This window comes from Sphingobacterium spiritivorum (assembly GCF_016724845.1).
GTDB classification, from domain to species: Bacteria; Bacteroidota; Bacteroidia; order Sphingobacteriales; family Sphingobacteriaceae; genus Sphingobacterium; species Sphingobacterium spiritivorum_A.
In genome coordinates, this window is record NZ_CP068082.1 from 4679149 (window position 1) to 4695608 (window position 16460).

Here is a 16460-nt window from a genome sequence, read left to right on the forward strand (position 1 = left end):
TATTACATTTTTCTGCCTTTGGATTTTGCAGGCTTGTTATCCTGTTGCTCCTGCTGCTTCTCGTTTTTCGGTCTTTGCTGCCCGGACTTCAAAGGCTCTTGGACGTTCTTGGTCGCTTCGTTGGTTTTACCCTCAGAATTGACGGCAGTCTGCGTTTTATGGCTTTCAGCAGGTTCCACTCTTGCTTTATATTGACCTGGAAACTCAAAATTGGTCTTTCCGGTATCTTTGTCGAACGTGATATAACCCTTATACGGTTGGTCTTTTTTATCTTTCAGTTCAACGTATATGGTTTGTCCGGCTTTGAACTTATTGTACTGCTCATCATCCAGTTCTTTGCCCCTGAAAGTTCTTGGAGCTTCTTGCGGTTGGCTTTGCTGATTGCTTTGTTGAGTGTTCTGTTGGTTCGTTTGCGCCTGCTGATTGTTGTTGCCTCTGTCAAACAGGAACTCAACATACCGTTTGTCAGCATTGAATTGTACAGTTGCCGAAAACTCCGTTCCTTTCGAGGAAATCATACCCTCTAAATAGAGCGGTTTGCCCTCCATCAGCGTTTGTTTTTGTTCGTCATTCAGCTTTACGCCCTTAATTTCATCGGGAATTTTTATAAACTCCGTGCGCAGTGCAACCACGTCATTGGTCAGCCTGTCAATACTGATAATGGACGGCATCAGGTCGCCTGTTTTGGAGTTTACCAAATTGACGACACGCCCCATATTACCCGTTTCGAGCAGGTTTTTCTTGTCTTCGTCCGTAAACTTGTGACCGAAAAACTCAAAGTGGAGGTTAGGCTCTCTTTTGATACCGTGTATTGCCACGATAACATTGCCGTCTTCCGCTTGCTGTAAAGACAGGCGGGCATCCGTACGGAGGATAGAGCCACCGAGGTTGATACCTATCGGTAAAAGCTCATTGGTTTTGTAACCTCGTAACAAAGGGTCGAGCAGGTTTCTTTTTTCAAGATACTCTTTGCTTAATCCGAGGTTTTTCATTGTGTCCCAATCAATCTGCTCCGGCTTGTAGCGATATTCGCTTGTTTCCGTTGTTGTTTGTGCTGTTGCCATATTATTTTGATTTTCTTGTTTTTTATCGGGTTGAGGTTCGGTTTTTACCTCGTGTTCTTTCAGCACTTTTTCGCCCTGTGGAGTGGGCTTATCTACGTGCTTTTGTAATTCCTCTGCTTTTTCAGCAGCAACCGGGGCAGGTACTTTGAAGAAAGTAAAGTTTGTGGGGTTCTTTAACTGGCTGAAAAAATTGGAAAAGAAGTTGGAAAAGAAATCGCCGCTTTTATCCACACGCATAAACTGGTTTTGATTTTTCTTCGTGGGGTCAACGGTTTCCATTTTCCCGTTTTCGTCTATACTCTTTACTGCCTGGATTTTCATTTTCTCTTTATCCAGTACGAGTAAGATGTCCGAAAGCTGTTCGGGCATTTCTTGTTTATTAGTTGTTTCTTCGCTCATAATCTGAAAATTTTAAAATTTCACGGTCGAATGTAAAGTGAGCCTTCACTGATTTGCTTTATGTGGCACTCAAAGGCAGCATTTGTCACTTATTGGCATCCAGTTTCGGCAAAGGCGGGTTAAAACTTTCCCTGATGAACTGATGCACATCGGACAGTTTGTAATACAGTTTTCCGCTAATGGTATAATAAGGGAGCTTGCCTATGGAGCGATAGCGTTGCAGGGAACGGTTACTGATTTTCAGCATTTGCAATAAGTCCTGATTGTCCAGTAGTTCTTCGCCGTCTATGCTGTTGCGCTTCTTTTGCAAATCGTCTATGTGGTTGCCAAGAATGTCCAGCCTATCCATTATGCGTTCCATCCACGCCACAAATTCCATTTTGTCGATATTCATATGGTTACGCTTTTAATTATTACCTGATTTCAGCTTTCTGCCTTTCTCGATATAGCTTTTGCCTTTCGCCATAAGCTGCTCTACATATTCATCGGTGGTCTGCACAGCGTTTGCGTTGAGCATTTCCTTGATAGCACCAATCGTATAGTAATACTGCCCGTACATTTTTGAAAAGGCTATCTGCCCGTTGGTGCGCATACGCCACAACGTTTTTTCGCTGATGTGGAGATACTGGCAGACTTCGTGGTTGTTGAGCCATAAGCTATCGTAGCTTGTATCTTCCAGTTTGAGGATATATTCGCTAATGGCTTTCAACCGTTCGTTGAGGTGCTTCCACACTTCTTCGTCAACTGTTATAATGTTCATTGCACTATTGTTTAATATTCACAGTACAAAATTCAGAAGTGTGGCAGTGTTTGTCTGCCAATGCGTACCCATTGGTTTGGCACTTTTTTTCAAATTTTTTGCAATGAGAAAAACCCTTGTTTAATAAGGGTTTTAGCGTGTTTCGGTTATTTTGTAGTAGCCTTTTGCCCATATATGCCAATTGGCATATATGGGCAAAGAAAAAGCAGTACATTTTGTGTACTGCTTTCAAACACCCGTGCTGATGTTGCTAAAGGTCTTTATCCATATACTCTTCGAGGGAAATTTTGAGCCGGTCTAAAAACACCGTTCGGGAGCCTGCCCTTGTTTTCATTCGGTGGAAAGAATGATGTATATCGTTCAAGGGCGTTCGGAAGAGGATTTGGAAAATCAATGCTAATTTCCTGATGCCTATTTTCCCGTATGCAATAGATTTGGAAACATACAGGGCGTAAATCAATTCTATCAGTGCATTTTGCGAGTTCGTCCACGAAATGTCTTTGTTTCCATCACCGTTTATTGAAATGGTATCGGGATTTTTTTCAGGGTTTATTTTGGTAAGCAAGAAAGTATAAAGTAATTCATTGGCTATAATATGGGCAACTTTGTTATCGTAATAAGTAGAAAAGCTAAGGTCAATTTCAAATACACTACTTTTTAGACCATCGTGGTAATTGATTTTTCCGAGCCTGAAATAACTGTGGTCACGGTCAGTTCTGCCTGCACGATAGTACCTGTAAAAATCCTCATTGGATATGCTTTCCTTGTATTCGGATTTCAGAATTTTCAGTTGGTTTTCAAAATAACTTTGGTGTATTCTCCCTGCACTTACGGGGCAGGTAGTTTCAATGCGGAATACCTTATTGTAATAAATAAGTTTTCCTAAAATCTGCGGTTTGATGTTCTTGAAAAAATTGATTTCCTGCTGCTCATCCTTAAATCCGGTTTGTAAGGCTTTCATCTTTATAGTAAAGAGCATTTCCTTTAGGAATAAGGTCATTTGGTAAGCCTCATCCGCAGTTTGCATCATTTGAGAAGACAGTTTATCTTCCTGATGCTGAATTTCCGATAGTATTTTGTTCAACACGATTTCCATAGTTTTGACGTTTAGATATTGGGACTATTAGTTTCAGAATAACATCTACTTTGATTTGCCAAAACTTGGAAATAATATGTAAATCATTATCACATAGTGTCCCCATATTGGGAAAGATTTATTTTCAACTGGGTTTTTTACGAATATTTAAAAACGGAAAAAGGGTTAAGTATGCTACGACTTAACCCTTTTTTTATTAAATTTGCAGTAATGATTTACAAGGTAATCAAATGAAAGCGAGTGCAGTAAGCACCATTACTAAATCGTTACCGATAGCACTTTCGGTTCTTGTAAACTACTCTTTATTAGCCACTTTGGGCTATATTAATCTTTTTTAAAAAAAAAAGAAAGTCATCAATTCTGATGAAAGCATTAACATTAATTGTCATAATATTAAGTATCAGTTTTTCGGCAGTAAAGGCTCAGCAGCCTACAGTTGAATCTCTGGTAAAATCATGGAAAGTAAAGGACAACACGCAGTCTTTCAAAGCAGAAGAAACCTATGCACAGTTAAAGCAAAAAACCGGATATGCGGCCCATCAGAAACTCATGGCAAATTTGTATTCCTATCTCAGATCCCATCCCGATGACAGACTGAAGGTACGTATAGATATGTACGATATATTGGGTAAAAAAGAGTACAACAAACCGGTAAACGAAGCAGATTCTGTCCGGCTATATGAGGATATCATGATAGCACACAAGCTGGAAGATGAACAGCTGAAATCAGAACTTTATACCTTATATGCTGAAGTAGGACACAATAATTATGTGTTGTATAACCTCAAAGCCTTAGAGTTGCAGAAAAAAATCGGCTTAGCGCATTTCAAATTTGTTCACAACAGATATTTCAATGCCAGTTATGGATTATATAACAACAATGAGTATCAGCAAAGTATCGATTACGGTCTTCAATGTCTCCAGTATAAAGATGTCGCTCCAGAAACCTGGGATCCGAGAGTTTATCTTTTTCAGCTGGATATTGTAGGAGCCTCATATCTTAAACTGGCCAAATATGACAGCTGTATATATTACTACAGACAGATACTGGACACACTGCATAAAAAGCCTGATTCATCTCCTTATATCCAAAAATTATGGCTGGGTATCGCCTCCGGTAATATTGGGCACGCCCTTATCCTGAAAGGAGAGGAGCAGGCAGGAATCCCGATGGTACAGCAATGGCTGCTCAGCAGCACGGAGTTTAACTCGTATAATAATATATCCAAGTCTTTAAACGTACTGGCGGCTGTAGACTGGCAACATAAGGAGTATGCCGCTGCGCTGCAAAAGTGGAAATCAAGCTATATAGCAGCCGAAAAAGTAGGAAATTATATTGATGAATTTAAAATAGAAGCTCTGGAAGGTATAGTAAAGAGCTACCGGACACTACATAACCCGGATAGTGCATATAAATATGTAGATCTGGCCGATAAGTTGAGTAAGGAACGGCTGCTCGCCATAAATTCAAAAAAACTATCCGTTATGAAAACGCAAATGGCTTTTGATGATATGCAGGTCAATTTACAGGACATGAGTAACCATCTGAAACAGGAAAGGACGATTCGGAATTTTTCATTAATAGCGATTGTTTTACTGACCATTATCAGCTTATTAATTTACAACAGGCAAAAACTTACGGCTCAGCTATTACTTTCGAAACAGGAAACAGCTAAAAAAGAGATTTCGGATGCCAAGACGCAATTAGCAGAGTTCGCTAAACATATCCGGCAGAAGCAACAACTCGTGCATCGCTTACAGCTGGTCATCAGGCAAAACAATTATGCGAATGAAGAAGAAGAGGGGAGTATTCACAATGATCTTTCCAATTATGTATTGGTCACGGATGAAGAATGGGTAAAATTCAAAGAAGCTTTTAGCAAAGCCTATCCGCTCTTTTTTATCAGACTCAAAGAGATTGTAGAACGTATCACGCCTGCTGAAGAGCGATTGGCAAGTCTTATTTTTCTGCAACTGAGCAACAAACAAATAGCTAATACATTAGGAATCAGTACAGATAGTGTCGCCAGAAGTAAGAGAAGGTTGAAATCCAGAATCAACCTTCCCTCAGATACCAAACTCGAAGATTACATCAGTACGCTGAATGAATCACCCCTTACATATGGATAAATACAGAGTCGTATAATTCTTACGTTGATCATGACAAATGGTTTAAATCAATTGTGCAAGTGCTTCTTTTGAAAAACCCTTCAGTTTATCCATTTGATTTTGTTCAATCTTTTGTACCCATTGCGGATCAGCTAACAAGGCACGCCCTACGGCCACAAGATCAAAATCTCCTCTGTCGTATCTGCGCAATAATTCATCCAAAGGACTTGGCTGAGAACTTTCACCCGCAAATGCAGCCAGGAACTCGCCATCAAGACCTATAGAGCCCACTGTAATGGTAGGTTTTCCTGTAATTTTTTTTGCCCAACCTGCAAAGTTAAGATCAGATCCGTCAAATTCCGCTTCCCAGAAACGACGTTGTGAGCAATGGAAGATATCCACTCCGGCCTCTGAAAGCGGTAAAAGCCATTGCTCCATTTCCTGCGGAGTCTGTGCCAGCTTGTAATGGTAGTCTGCCGGCTTCCATTGTGACAAGCGGATAATGACAGCAAAATCCTCACCTACTCTGCGTCGTACTTCTTTAATAACATCGATCGCAAATCTGGAACGTGCTGCTAAAGTCTCTCCGCCATAGCTATCTGTACGATTATTCGTGGCTTTCCAAAAGAACTGATCAATAAGATATCCATGTGCACCATGCAATTCCACACAATCAAATCCCAATCGTTTGGCTTCTGCTGCGGCATCTCCGTAAGCCCGGATAGCAGCTTCGATATCCTCAGCGGTCATAGCTTTACCATTGGCCAGGCCGGGACTGTTATATGCAGAAGGGCCTTCAAAAGGAGAAGCGGGTCTCCATCCCGAATGGTGATCAGGCATAATGCCCATGTGCCAGATCTGTGGTCCCATGCTGCCTCCGGCCTGATGGACTTCCTGAATGACTTTCTGCCAGCCTTCTAACGCTTCCTGCCCGTAAAAATGAGGCACATCGGGATCATTAGAAGAAGATATACGATTGATCACAGTGCCTTCAGACAGAATCAAACCTACATCAGCAGCTGCACGTCTGCCATAATAAGACGCGACATCAGTAGTAGGGATACCCTGCGGAGAAAAGGAACGGGTCATCGGAGCCATCACAAATCTGTTTTTAAGATGCAATGATTTGAGTTGAAATGGCTGAAATAAATTATTATTGCTCATAAAATTCCTGTGTTTTGTTTTTATAGTTCGTCTTTAAAAAAATCACTTATTGACTGTAAAATTTCTTCATTTCGTTTGTAATAGGTCCATTGACCTATTTTGACAGATTGTACCAGATTAGCTTTTTGCATAATGGCCAGGTATTCGGATACTGTAGATTGTGTCAGTCCGGATTTTCTCTGTATCTGCCCCACACAAACCCCGACCTCACGAAGATCTGCATGTTCCTGATACGGAAAATGGTTTTCCGGATCCTTGAGCCATTGTAAGATTTGAAAACGACCTTTGTTAGAGAGCGCTTTAAATATTTCTGTATAATCCATGAACAAATATATCGGGAAATCCCGATATGGTCATAAGCATTTACAAAACATGATGAATAGCTGACAATGGATGTATATCCTATGACAATTACGATACAGATTTAAGAAAAGGGTACAGGAAAATCATAAGATTTTTTGATTCCGCTTTACACATTATCCGCCTTTTGTCCGGCATAAACCGGCATCGCTTTTTAGTGTAAATACTATTTTTGAATATATGCAGACAGGTAAAAATTCAAATCGGATAGTAGTACTTATTATACTGCTTGCTTTGATACTGATGCTTGGGGTATGGCAGTATTTTAAAAGCAGAATAAGACAAATATAATCAGAGACAAATTGTGGAAACCTACTAATTCCGTAAGTAACAACAATGGAATGGGAGGGGCTTATATAAAACGAAAAAGGAGCCGAAGCTCCATTTATCACACATTAAGTAAAGTTTCCTTTAGCTTTCGTCAAAAATAATTAAATATATTTGGTTAAACAAGCGAACAGCGCTAAAATTACTTAAATTATTTTGGCTTAAGGGTAATAGAGTCAATCACTTATACATCTTATCCGAAACTTCCACTGTTTAAAAATGAAGTTAATAACGCTGATTTGACTCACATATCTTCATCAGAAATCTCAATATTACATTAATCTGCTTACGATATGTATTATTTTTATCTTTACCATTTCTTGCTAATGAAAGTTTAGCTTAGATTTGAACCCGATGAAAAATAAGAATATTGCTGTACCGGCAGCTCTGGCTTCCATGATCTGTGTGCAGGGTGGAGCATCCATCGCAAAAAAACTATTTCCCGTTCTTGGTCCGGCCGGTACAAGCACATTACGAATAGGTCTTTCGGCACTGTTACTGTTTGTTATCAACCGACCACGATTGTCCGCTCTGAATAAAAAACAGTGGTTATATTGCTTTGGATATGGTGCATGTATCGGCAGTATGAATCTTATTTTCTATTATGCAATTCAGCGTATTCCGCTTGGATTAGGTGTGACCGTAGAATTTATCGGCCCTCTTTTACTGGCTCTTTTTCTGTCACGCAAACTTTTAGACCTGTTATGGGCATTATTTGCATGTGCCGGCATATTGCTGATTGTCCCCTGGCAGAGTAATCATATTGACATTATCGGATTGGGGCTGGCTTTCCTTGCAGGGGTATTCTGGGCGGGATATATTGTAATGGGTGGCAAGATTTCACAGGTAGTTGACAACAGAGTTGCCGTCACTGTAGGAATGGGTATAGCCGCCATACTGATTCTGCCATTTGGTATTTTAAGCGGAAGTCTTGCACAACTCAGTTTTCATTATTTACTTTTAGGATTTGGAGTAGCTATATTTTCCAGTGCATTACCTTTTACATTGGATATGATAGCTCTGAAACGCCTTCCTCCGAAAACATTCAGTATTCTGACAAGTCTGCAACCTGCTTTCGGAGCGCTCTCCGGTTTACTCTTTTTGAAAGAATATCTGAGCTTTCTGCAGTGGATGTCTATTCTCTGTGTAGTGATTGCAAGTATGGGAACGACTTTAACAAACAGATATAAGGACACTTTATAATCTGTCCTAAGATTTCTTATCAAAGAAGGTGTCCTATCCGGATTTGGAAAGGATACCTTTTTAGTTTCTGATTTTCATCTTATTGGTATGAAACTATAATCTGCTATTTATTAATCCAGTTTTTTCATCCTGATAATCAAAGGAGCTTCCTGAAGTTTTTTTGGTACAACCGCTACAAAGTCTCGGATATAGGTTTGCTGATTATGCATGTCCAATCCTGGCTGATCCTGCCATATTTCATAGAACACAAACCTGTTCGGATCTTCCACATCTTCATGCAGATCATATTTTTGACAAGCAGGCTCCTGCAGTGTTTTGCGGACCATATTCTTCAGTATTTCCAATACTTCATCTCTATATTCACTTTTAGCTTTGATGACGGCTGTTAAGTATATATTCATATCTTTTATATTATTAATTTAGCACGTGACAGAGCTGAATTCCTCTGCAAATACGTTTTCCAAATGTAAGCGATATTGTTCCATATCACGCTCAACCTGAGCATTTTTTTCTACATCATGAAAATGGAAGCTTTCCATTTTTTCAAGGGATACAAAAGCATTCATACGATGAAAACCAAACAGTGCACCCTGATCTACACTGTGTTGCTGGAAAAATTCACCCGGCAATGTGAAGGCTGTAGAAGGAGCATTCCAGCTGGTTGTCAGCATGTATTTACGTCCAGCCAACTGACCTCCGGTACCATAATTGATTTCCGGATTATCGGACGAACGTCCATCGCTGTGGTATATTCCTTTGTTATGCCCCACTGTAAACACTTCATCTATATACTGCTTGAATTTATGTGGCAACTGAAACCACCAGATAGGAGTATGGTAGATGATGTAATCGGCCCACACAAATTTACGAACCTCTTCCTCCGCGTCATATCCTTGATCTATAGTGGTCAGTTGAACTTCCACATCCTTCATTTCATTGAAGAAATCAAATGTAGTAGCCGCTATAGTAGTATTAAAACGCCCTCCGGAATGTCCGAAATGCTGTCCTCCATTAATGATAAGTATCTTTTTCATATCTATTATTTTAATATGCTACAAAAATACGCTGATGGATGCTATCATAAAAATAAGATAATTTATATATTTGTATCATAATTATAATACTTGAATATGGTTAATCTGGAATGGTACCGCACATTTAAGGCGATTTATAAAACAGGAACACTTACAGGCGCTGCAGAGGCACTTTTTATCTCTCAGCCAGGCGTAAGTCTCCATCTGAGTTCACTGGAATCTTATGTCGGATACAAGCTATTTGACCGGACCGGCCGGAAAATGATGCCTACGGAACGAGGCAAAGTATTGTATAATGCGGTGGTTGATGCCCTGACAAAACTGGAGGAAGTAGAGAAGAATTTTCAGAAAAGTACAGAAAAATACACGCCGACTATCAGCGTAGGGATGTGCTTTGAAACTTTTCAGATCACACTGGAACAGTATGTTTCCTCCTTACCGTTCAATCTTATTATCTGCTTTGGCGAATATCCGGAAATGCTGGATCAGCTGGACAAAGGTATAGTAGATCTGATCATTACACCACAAAAGGGGAATTCATCACAATTGGAATTGGAACCTTTTTCCTGCGAACAGATTGTGCTTGTAGGTGGAAGTGAAGTTGACAAAGCCGCTTTTGATGTTATCCGAAAGACAGAAGATATCCATCAGACAGAAAGCTGGCTGAGAGCGCAAAAGTGGTATGGTACGACAGGCGATATGGAGCATTTATTACGGTTCTGGAAACTTAATTTTGACCAACAGCCTAACTTCAGACCCAATTATATAGTACCGAATCTCAATTCCATAGTGCGTTGTCTGAGCGGAGGAAAGGGACTTGCCGTGATTCCGGATTTTCTATGCCGTCAGGAAATAGAGAACGGACAGATACAGTTGATCTGGGAAGGAGTGAAGCCTTTGAAAAATACCCTTTACTTTGGCACCCGTAAACAGAATTCACATCAACAGGAAATCGATCATATCAAAGATCTTTTCAGAAAGGTTATGGGAAGACCTGTGCAGCAGGAAGTCGCCTGAAGACTATCCCGGACATAGCGATATGCTGTCTTTTTTCATAAATCAAATAACAGATAGAATATCGCTAATATTTTATCAGATTCAACGAATATTATTCCGGGCTCAATTTTTGACAACAACACAGTTATATTTATGTTGTCAACGCTTTTATCAGGACATTATCGGAATGAACGAATTCAGAGAAAAGGAAATAAATAATATCATCAGATTGCGACAGGTAGTAATGACCTTATTATTACTGGTTAATTTTTCGATTATATTCTTTTTTTGCTATAATTTTCATGTCGTTTACACGGAAAGAAAGCTCTATCAAATCAACTTTCTGAGTTACATATTGCCAACTATCCTTTATCTGCAGGCTATACTGGCGGTACCCTTTGGTTTACTTCTGTTTTTCACTTACAGACGAACTGCTACTTTTATCACTATACTAAGACAGTTGGATTCAGATAGTCTGCTGCTGTATTACCGGTATGTACAGGTTATCGGACGGTTTTGGGCCGGAATTGCCCCTTATGTTTTCCAGACACGCCATATTATTATTCCGACACTGCTATCCCAAAAGAATATTCCTTATACAGATATTATGGATGTATCATTTTCACGGTCCAGACCGTATAAAGCACCTACTACCTATAGTATGAATATCAGAACTTTTGAGAATAAAAAACACAGCGTGACTTTCTATCAGTATACGCAGGCACAATTTGCAATGGATACATTAATGGATAAACAGCCCGGAATACCTGTGGTCAACAATATGAACATTATATAAGCATACAGAATGAATAAGGAGCAACTAACTGTGAAATTAAAGGGAAATATCTTTGATAAAAAAGGAATTCTCATATATACCTTATTTTCCCTGCTCGTGATGCTTCCCTTTGGTTATTTTTTTTATGTCAAGGGGTACGATATGTTGTTTCAGTTATTCGGATTTATGATTACAGGGCCGGTGAGTATAGTATTGATCGTACTGCTGTTTGCTTTGGTATATTATGCTGCTGTAATGCTGTTTAATTTCCTGATGAAACCTGTGCTGACCCTGTCAGTCGTAAACAAAAGTCTGGAGATCAGAAGTAAAAGACAATTCTACCAGATACCTTTAGATTCTATTCGTATTGTAAAGGCTGTGATCAGAAACAAGCGCTGGGACAGGTTGAGTATTATAACAGAAAAAACCATTCATATCAATACAGGTAATGTATTTATGGGTATTATGAATAAAGATCTGGATGCATTCTATTCCCGATTGAGTAGTATACTGGAAAATGAATACCATTACATAACATATAAAAATGAGAGCGATGTGAGAAATATGCATTATGAACAACTTTTTGTGTACCAAAAAGGAGTGCATATTGAAACGGTCACACGTCCGCTGAAGATCAGAACGGCTCTCCTTATATTATCAGGCTTCTTTCTGATATTGGCCGGCATTATTTATTATCTCATTAACCGGAATAATGATGACGATCCGGATAATCAGGTGGCTCGAAACGGTGTATACCTTCCCGGAAACGGCAGTCCGTATCTAAGCTATAATAACGAAGTTTATTTTTTGAGAATGGGAGATGGTTATTTTAAAGTAAAAGATGCTGATCTGAACAGTTTCAAACAACTCACATTCAAAAATGAATATGGCAGTACAATGGGTATCGATGCCCGACATATCTATTCCGGCAATAAAAGTATTCCCGGTATTGACCAGACAGCCGCAATATATGTGGGACAGAATTATGTAAAGGACCGCAAATCTGTTTTTTACAAGACAAAACAAATACCGGGTGCCGATGCAGCAAGTTTTGAAAGCCTGTCCCATCAGCGTATTAATACACCAATATTCAGTTATGCTAAAGACAGGAATAAAGTATATTACCAGGAATACGTGTTGCCTCAGGCAGATGTAAACAGTATCTCATCTTTACCGGCTACAGTTGAATATGTAAAGGACAGCAAACACGCCTACTATCATGAACATCTCTTAAAGGGGATGAACGGGCGTGATTTTACAGCGGAACAACTGGACTATGCCCTCACGTATGGTACAGATGGCCGGCAGCATGTGGTAAATGGCATCGTCTTTCCGGCAGAAGTACCGGACAGGCTATGGGGATCTGCAACAGCAGACCTCCAACAAATGGCCTTACTTCAAAAACGCGCGTCAGGGAGGTTACACCTTCTCTTTTCGGATCTCAGATCGCTTTACTATTTCGATTCTGATAAACAGGCTTTCATACATGCTAAAGTATTAAAGGGACTCCGGCCTTTTGTGAATGGAGTATTTAAAGATGATAATGTTATCTATTATACCGGTTATCAGAATATCAGAAGCCGTAAATACGGACATTTAGGAGAGGTAACCTACATATACAGATCCAAAATACCACAAAAAGGATTTGTTATATACAAAGAGGACGAACACCTGATTTTATACAGACAAGGTAATCAGTATTACGCTACTGTAATTGATCTGCCTAATATTCATCCCATCTATTCTTCCTTGTATATTGTGGAAAATATACAGCAACTGGAACGCGAACTGGAAGCCCGGAATTATGATAATGTAGCGAATCTTCTCACTTTTGCAGAAGGAGAAGAATGTGCTGTAATACGAACGAAAGAACAGATTTTCCCTGATAAAGAAACAGATTAAATAATTTTTCATAACCATATGAAATACAATATTATAAATATCAATTTTCCAAAGTACATAAGCCTTTTAGGGTTTATGTTCACAGCTATAATTACAGAAAGTGCTTATGCACAAACGACTATTGATACGCTGAAAATAAAGGCGGCACATATAGAACGGGCTTATATAGATGAAATTAGTATTATCGGTATTTCAGGACAAAAACCGGTAGCATTGAAAGACGGTTCATACAGACTGGAAAGTAAAAATCAAACAGCTGATATTACCCTTAAAAATGGGCTTATAAACGGATCCGTATCGGAGACAGATGGCAAGGTGAAAAATAATTATACTATAGTCAATTCTTTGATTATGACCTATAATTCATCTACGGGTTCTATTCCAACGGTAGACACTTACAGAAAGGAAAAGAATATGTTTTTCAAACAATACGAAAACAGTATTTTAAGAACAGAAGGATGGGTATCGCTGGATAAAAACAAGCATTACGGCAGAGGAGTAAGTAAGTCCTATCACCGCAATGGCAACATACGGCATATTTCGGATGAAGTCTCAGAGACTTACACTGATTTTTACCCGAATGGTAACAAGCAGAGGGTATCAGCGGTTGACAGATATGAAGCCTATGATGAAGACGGCAGACTGACCAATAAGCAATATAGAAAAAATAATGTAAGGTATAGTGATGATTATGTAGAGGGTAAGCTCTATATGCGTACTTATGAAAACAGCGAAAAGAACGAAGTAAAAGAATACTATAAAAATGCTATACTTCAAAAGAAAGAAGTGATCAAAACGATCAATGGCATTCAACGATTGCTAACCTATAATAAAGCAGGTAAACTGATCAGCAATGAGCGTTATCTACCCGCAAACGAAATACTCCTGTACGAAGAGAAAAGACCTTCCGGACAATAAAATCAATCTTATAATGAAGCAAATATTAGTAATTACGTTATTCATCTGCATACTGGCTGCCTGCCGGGAGAGCAATAAAAAAGGTCTTACAAGCCAGTCCGGACAGCAGGTAACTGCAGACAGCAGTCTTACCAAAGTAAACGATGGCGATCAGCTACAGGAAATGCAGAAAAGCGGAAGTTCCTTCTACGACTGGTATTTCAATAATGATTTTCAGTATATTGATGTCGTTAAGGATAGAAAAGGAAAATCCTCTTTGGATACCGCCTCTTATTTCAAAAAGCTCAGAACGCTTGGAACGATTTCGGAGAAATTTATCCGGGAGGAAAAGAAGAGGTTAAGCGGATGCAACTTATTTTTAGGAACAGTCAATTTTGAGGATTATAAAAATGCCGATGCATATACCTATGATACCTATTGCGGAGATCTTTACTATATGTACTGGATCAAGAGTCAGGAACCACCGGATGAATATACGATTCATAATGTAAGACAGTTATCTGATAACAAAGGGTCAATGGACATTTACCTGAATTACGGTGGTGAGGGTGAACCTTTGTGCAGAATAGATATGGAGAGGGAAGGAGGTCGCTGGAAAATAGTCCATATTGATTTTTTCAACAAGTCCAGTCCTCCAACAGAAAAACAAAAATTCTACGGATATAAGTGGCAGAATGGGGAAGTAGCGCTGAATATCGGAGAAAGCTCACTGGCATTTGAATACCACGGCCAGTGCGTTTATTTCTACCCCGTCCGTAAGATCAGCGATACCGAATTTGAGATGATCTGGGAAAGAGATGTAGACTGCAAGTTTGATAATGGCACGGCTGAGACTTTCGGTCTCAAAGAAATCCCTCAGATAGGAAAACCTTTTGCCAGATTCGCCTTAAAAGATAATATCCTCTATGCGACCTATTATTATAAACACTGGGTCAAAACATACGCCCAGAAAGTACAGGAAAACGTGTTTACAGAAACCTATTTTAAAATGGCTGAATAAGTCCCTTATTATATATAATCAAAAAATTCCCGCATTGCTGTGAGAATTTCTGTACGCCCACCCGGGCTAGAACCAGGGACCAAAAGATTATGAGACTTTCGGCCTGTACCTTTTTACACGGTGCAAAATCGTCGTTTCCGACTTGCAAGAGCAATATATGAACTGTAATAGCCACTACTTGATCTGACAGTTTGGTGTCTTTAAAAATTGTCAGATTGCCTATTCGAATATAGTAATGTTTCTTCAAAATCTATATACGCAACTTGTTGCTTCTCTTGCATCGGATAAGTAATAAGTTGCTCTTCTTTTAGCGTTTCGAGCATTTTTTCTTTTGCCAAATTAATTGTATCGTTGAAGGTCTGCAGAGGTGTCTTCCCAAAGCAATACTTTCCAGTATGGGTACGATCCTGATTATAGTAAGTCATCCAACGATCAAGATCGTTTTGGAGCTCCTGAATGCTTCGGTATACTTTCTTTCTGAATGCAACAGCGTAAAACTCATCTTGAATAGTACAATGGAAACGTTCGCAAATACCATTTGTCTGAGGACTTTTTGCTTTGGTTTTTAGTGTGATCTATATCTTCGATGGCTAAATAGAGTTGATACTCATGTTGGTCTCTTACCCCGCAATATTCCGTTCCTCGATCTGTTAATATCCTTAACAATCTTATGTCATGGTGCTCGAAAAATGGCACCACTTGGTCGTTTAGCATATCTGCGGCAACTAAAGCATTCTTGCGATCGTACAGTTTTGTAAAAGCGACTTTGGAATAGGTATCTATGAAAGTTTTCTGATATATATGCCCTACTCCTTTAATATTTCCAACATAATAAGTGTCCTGAGCTCCTAAATATCCAGGATGATACGTTTCTATTTCGCCATGTGCCTTTTTTTTCTTTAGCTTTCTCCAGTGCTATAAGCTGGGCTTCCGTCAAAACAATACCTTCCTGTGCCGATTTTGCTTCTAAGGCCTTTAATCGAAGCTTAAAAGTTTGCAAATCATGTCGCATCCATATGCTCCGAACTCCTCCAGGTGATATCAATATCCCTTGCTTTTTTAACTCATTAGATACCCGTAATTGGCCTAAAGCAGGTTGGTCTATGGCTAAATCCACAACAGCTTTTTCAATATATTCTTCTACTCGGTTCTTTAACACTGGCTTTCTTCTAGAAAGTTCCTGAAGCGCAAGTTCGCCTCATTGATCATACAATTCTTTGAATCTATAAAAGCTATCTCTGGAATAGCCCATTACTTTACAGGCTCTTGATACATTGCCTAAGTGCTGAGCAAGTTCTAAAACTCTCAGTTTGTTCTTGATGATTTTTTCTTGTGTTGTCATAACTCTAATCT

The 16460-nt window shown here is 39.3% G+C and carries 15 protein-coding genes and 1 pseudogene; 7 read left to right on the forward strand and 9 right to left on the reverse strand.

Annotation, left to right across the window (positions count from 1 at the left end):
• Positions 1–2 precede the first annotated feature (2 nt).
• The 4 genes from I6J03_RS19965 to I6J03_RS19980 all read right to left on the reverse strand — a co-directional run bounded on the left by I6J03_RS19965 (position 3) and on the right by I6J03_RS19980 (position 3319).
• The gene (locus I6J03_RS19965) at positions 3–1463 is read right to left on the reverse strand and encodes a DUF3945 domain-containing protein (protein WP_003002367.1); all 1461 of its coding nucleotides are present in this window, start codon (positions 1461–1463) and stop codon (positions 3–5) included.
• A gap of 85 nt (positions 1464–1548) precedes the next feature.
• The gene (locus I6J03_RS19970) at positions 1549–1857 is read right to left on the reverse strand and encodes a helix-turn-helix domain-containing protein (protein ID WP_002978404.1); all 309 of its coding nucleotides are present in this window, start codon (positions 1855–1857) and stop codon (positions 1549–1551) included.
• A 12-nt stretch (positions 1858–1869) separates the two neighbouring features.
• The gene (locus I6J03_RS19975) at positions 1870–2223 is read right to left on the reverse strand and encodes a helix-turn-helix domain-containing protein (protein WP_024566644.1); all 354 of its coding nucleotides are present in this window, start codon (positions 2221–2223) and stop codon (positions 1870–1872) included.
• Positions 2224–2473: 250 nt separating this feature from the next.
• Entirely contained in the window at positions 2474–3319 is an 846-nt protein-coding gene (locus I6J03_RS19980) for an RteC domain-containing protein (protein ID WP_003002362.1), read from the reverse strand.
• Positions 3320–3682: 363 nt separating this feature from the next.
• Between I6J03_RS19980 and I6J03_RS19985 the strand changes: the two genes are divergently transcribed.
• A complete protein-coding gene (locus tag I6J03_RS19985; protein WP_201693929.1) occupies positions 3683–5449 on the forward strand; it encodes a helix-turn-helix transcriptional regulator in 1767 nt (588 codons plus the stop codon).
• A 42-nt stretch (positions 5450–5491) separates the two neighbouring features.
• On the opposite strand, the gene I6J03_RS19990 is transcribed toward I6J03_RS19985, so the two are convergent.
• Together I6J03_RS19990 and I6J03_RS19995 are read right to left on the reverse strand one after the other, a co-directional pair.
• Positions 5492–6592: an NADH:flavin oxidoreductase gene (locus I6J03_RS19990; RefSeq protein WP_003002358.1), complete on the reverse strand. Its 1101-nt coding sequence runs from the start codon at positions 6590–6592 to the stop codon at positions 5492–5494.
• Positions 6593–6612: 20 nt separating this feature from the next.
• On the reverse strand, positions 6613–6915 hold the full coding sequence (locus I6J03_RS19995; RefSeq protein WP_003002357.1) for an ArsR/SmtB family transcription factor: 303 nt from the start codon (positions 6913–6915) through the stop codon (positions 6613–6615).
• A gap of 718 nt (positions 6916–7633) precedes the next feature.
• On the opposite strand from I6J03_RS19995, the gene I6J03_RS20000 reads away from it, so the two are divergent.
• Positions 7634–8482, forward strand: coding sequence for an EamA family transporter (locus tag I6J03_RS20000; protein WP_003002356.1), 849 nt, complete (start codon positions 7634–7636; stop codon positions 8480–8482).
• A gap of 110 nt (positions 8483–8592) precedes the next feature.
• Here the strand turns inward: I6J03_RS20000 and I6J03_RS20005 are convergent, their stop codons facing one another.
• Positions 8593–8883 (reverse strand): putative quinol monooxygenase, encoded by a 291-nt coding sequence (locus I6J03_RS20005; protein WP_003002355.1) that lies wholly within the window; start codon positions 8881–8883, stop codon positions 8593–8595.
• 18 nt (positions 8884–8901) lie between these two features.
• Positions 8902–9516 carry an NAD(P)H-dependent oxidoreductase gene (locus I6J03_RS20010; RefSeq protein WP_003002354.1) on the reverse strand — a complete coding sequence of 205 codons (615 nt, stop codon included), beginning with the start codon at positions 9514–9516 and terminating at the stop codon, positions 8902–8904.
• A gap of 96 nt (positions 9517–9612) precedes the next feature.
• Between I6J03_RS20010 and I6J03_RS20015 the strand changes: the two genes are divergently transcribed.
• The 5 genes from I6J03_RS20015 (at position 9613) to I6J03_RS20035 (ending at position 15107) form a co-directional block, all read left to right on the forward strand.
• Entirely contained in the window at positions 9613–10533 is a 921-nt protein-coding gene (locus I6J03_RS20015) for a LysR family transcriptional regulator (protein WP_201693930.1), read from the forward strand.
• Positions 10534–10699: 166 nt separating this feature from the next.
• A complete protein-coding gene (locus tag I6J03_RS20020; protein WP_003002349.1) occupies positions 10700–11308 on the forward strand; it encodes a hypothetical protein in 609 nt (202 codons plus the stop codon).
• Positions 11309–11317: 9 nt separating this feature from the next.
• Entirely contained in the window at positions 11318–13189 is a 1872-nt protein-coding gene (locus I6J03_RS20025) for a DKNYY domain-containing protein (protein WP_003002348.1), read from the forward strand.
• A gap of 18 nt (positions 13190–13207) precedes the next feature.
• A complete protein-coding gene (locus I6J03_RS20030) occupies positions 13208–14107 on the forward strand; it encodes a hypothetical protein (protein WP_003002345.1) in 900 nt (299 codons plus the stop codon).
• Positions 14108–14120: 13 nt separating this feature from the next.
• Positions 14121–15107, forward strand: coding sequence for a hypothetical protein (locus I6J03_RS20035; protein WP_003002344.1), 987 nt, complete (start codon positions 14121–14123; stop codon positions 15105–15107).
• Between the two features lie 200 nt (positions 15108–15307).
• Here I6J03_RS20035 and I6J03_RS20040 read toward each other — a convergent pair.
• A pseudogene (locus tag I6J03_RS20040) lies at positions 15308–16449 on the reverse strand (IS481 family transposase).
• Between the last annotated feature and the right edge of the window lie 11 nt (positions 16450–16460).

Bases quoted from the DNA above. Each gene is read 5' to 3' on its own strand.
- I6J03_RS20000 (WP_003002356.1), top strand. From the start codon at position 7,634: ATGAAAAATAAGAATATTGCTGTACCGGCAGCTCTGGCTTCCATGATC.
- I6J03_RS19980 (WP_003002362.1), bottom strand. From the start codon at position 3,319: ATGGAAATCGTGTTGAACAAAATACTATCGGAAATTCAGCATCAGGAA.
- I6J03_RS19970 (WP_002978404.1), bottom strand. From the start codon at position 1,857: ATGAATATCGACAAAATGGAATTTGTGGCGTGGATGGAACGCATAATG.
- I6J03_RS19975 (WP_024566644.1), bottom strand. From the start codon at position 2,223: ATGAACATTATAACAGTTGACGAAGAAGTGTGGAAGCACCTCAACGAA.
- I6J03_RS20015 (WP_201693930.1), top strand. From the start codon at position 9,613: ATGGTTAATCTGGAATGGTACCGCACATTTAAGGCGATTTATAAAACA.
- I6J03_RS20030 (WP_003002345.1), top strand. From the start codon at position 13,208: ATGAAATACAATATTATAAATATCAATTTTCCAAAGTACATAAGCCTT.
- I6J03_RS19965 (WP_003002367.1), bottom strand. From the start codon at position 1,463: ATGAGCGAAGAAACAACTAATAAACAAGAAATGCCCGAACAGCTTTCG.
- I6J03_RS19985 (WP_201693929.1), top strand. From the start codon at position 3,683: ATGAAAGCATTAACATTAATTGTCATAATATTAAGTATCAGTTTTTCG.
- I6J03_RS20025 (WP_003002348.1), top strand. From the start codon at position 11,318: ATGAATAAGGAGCAACTAACTGTGAAATTAAAGGGAAATATCTTTGAT.
- I6J03_RS20010 (WP_003002354.1), bottom strand. From the start codon at position 9,516: ATGAAAAAGATACTTATCATTAATGGAGGACAGCATTTCGGACATTCC.
- I6J03_RS20035 (WP_003002344.1), top strand. From the start codon at position 14,121: ATGAAGCAAATATTAGTAATTACGTTATTCATCTGCATACTGGCTGCC.
- I6J03_RS20005 (WP_003002355.1), bottom strand. From the start codon at position 8,883: ATGAATATATACTTAACAGCCGTCATCAAAGCTAAAAGTGAATATAGA.
- I6J03_RS20020 (WP_003002349.1), top strand. From the start codon at position 10,700: ATGAACGAATTCAGAGAAAAGGAAATAAATAATATCATCAGATTGCGA.
- I6J03_RS19995 (WP_003002357.1), bottom strand. From the start codon at position 6,915: ATGGATTATACAGAAATATTTAAAGCGCTCTCTAACAAAGGTCGTTTT.
- I6J03_RS19990 (WP_003002358.1), bottom strand. From the start codon at position 6,592: ATGAGCAATAATAATTTATTTCAGCCATTTCAACTCAAATCATTGCAT.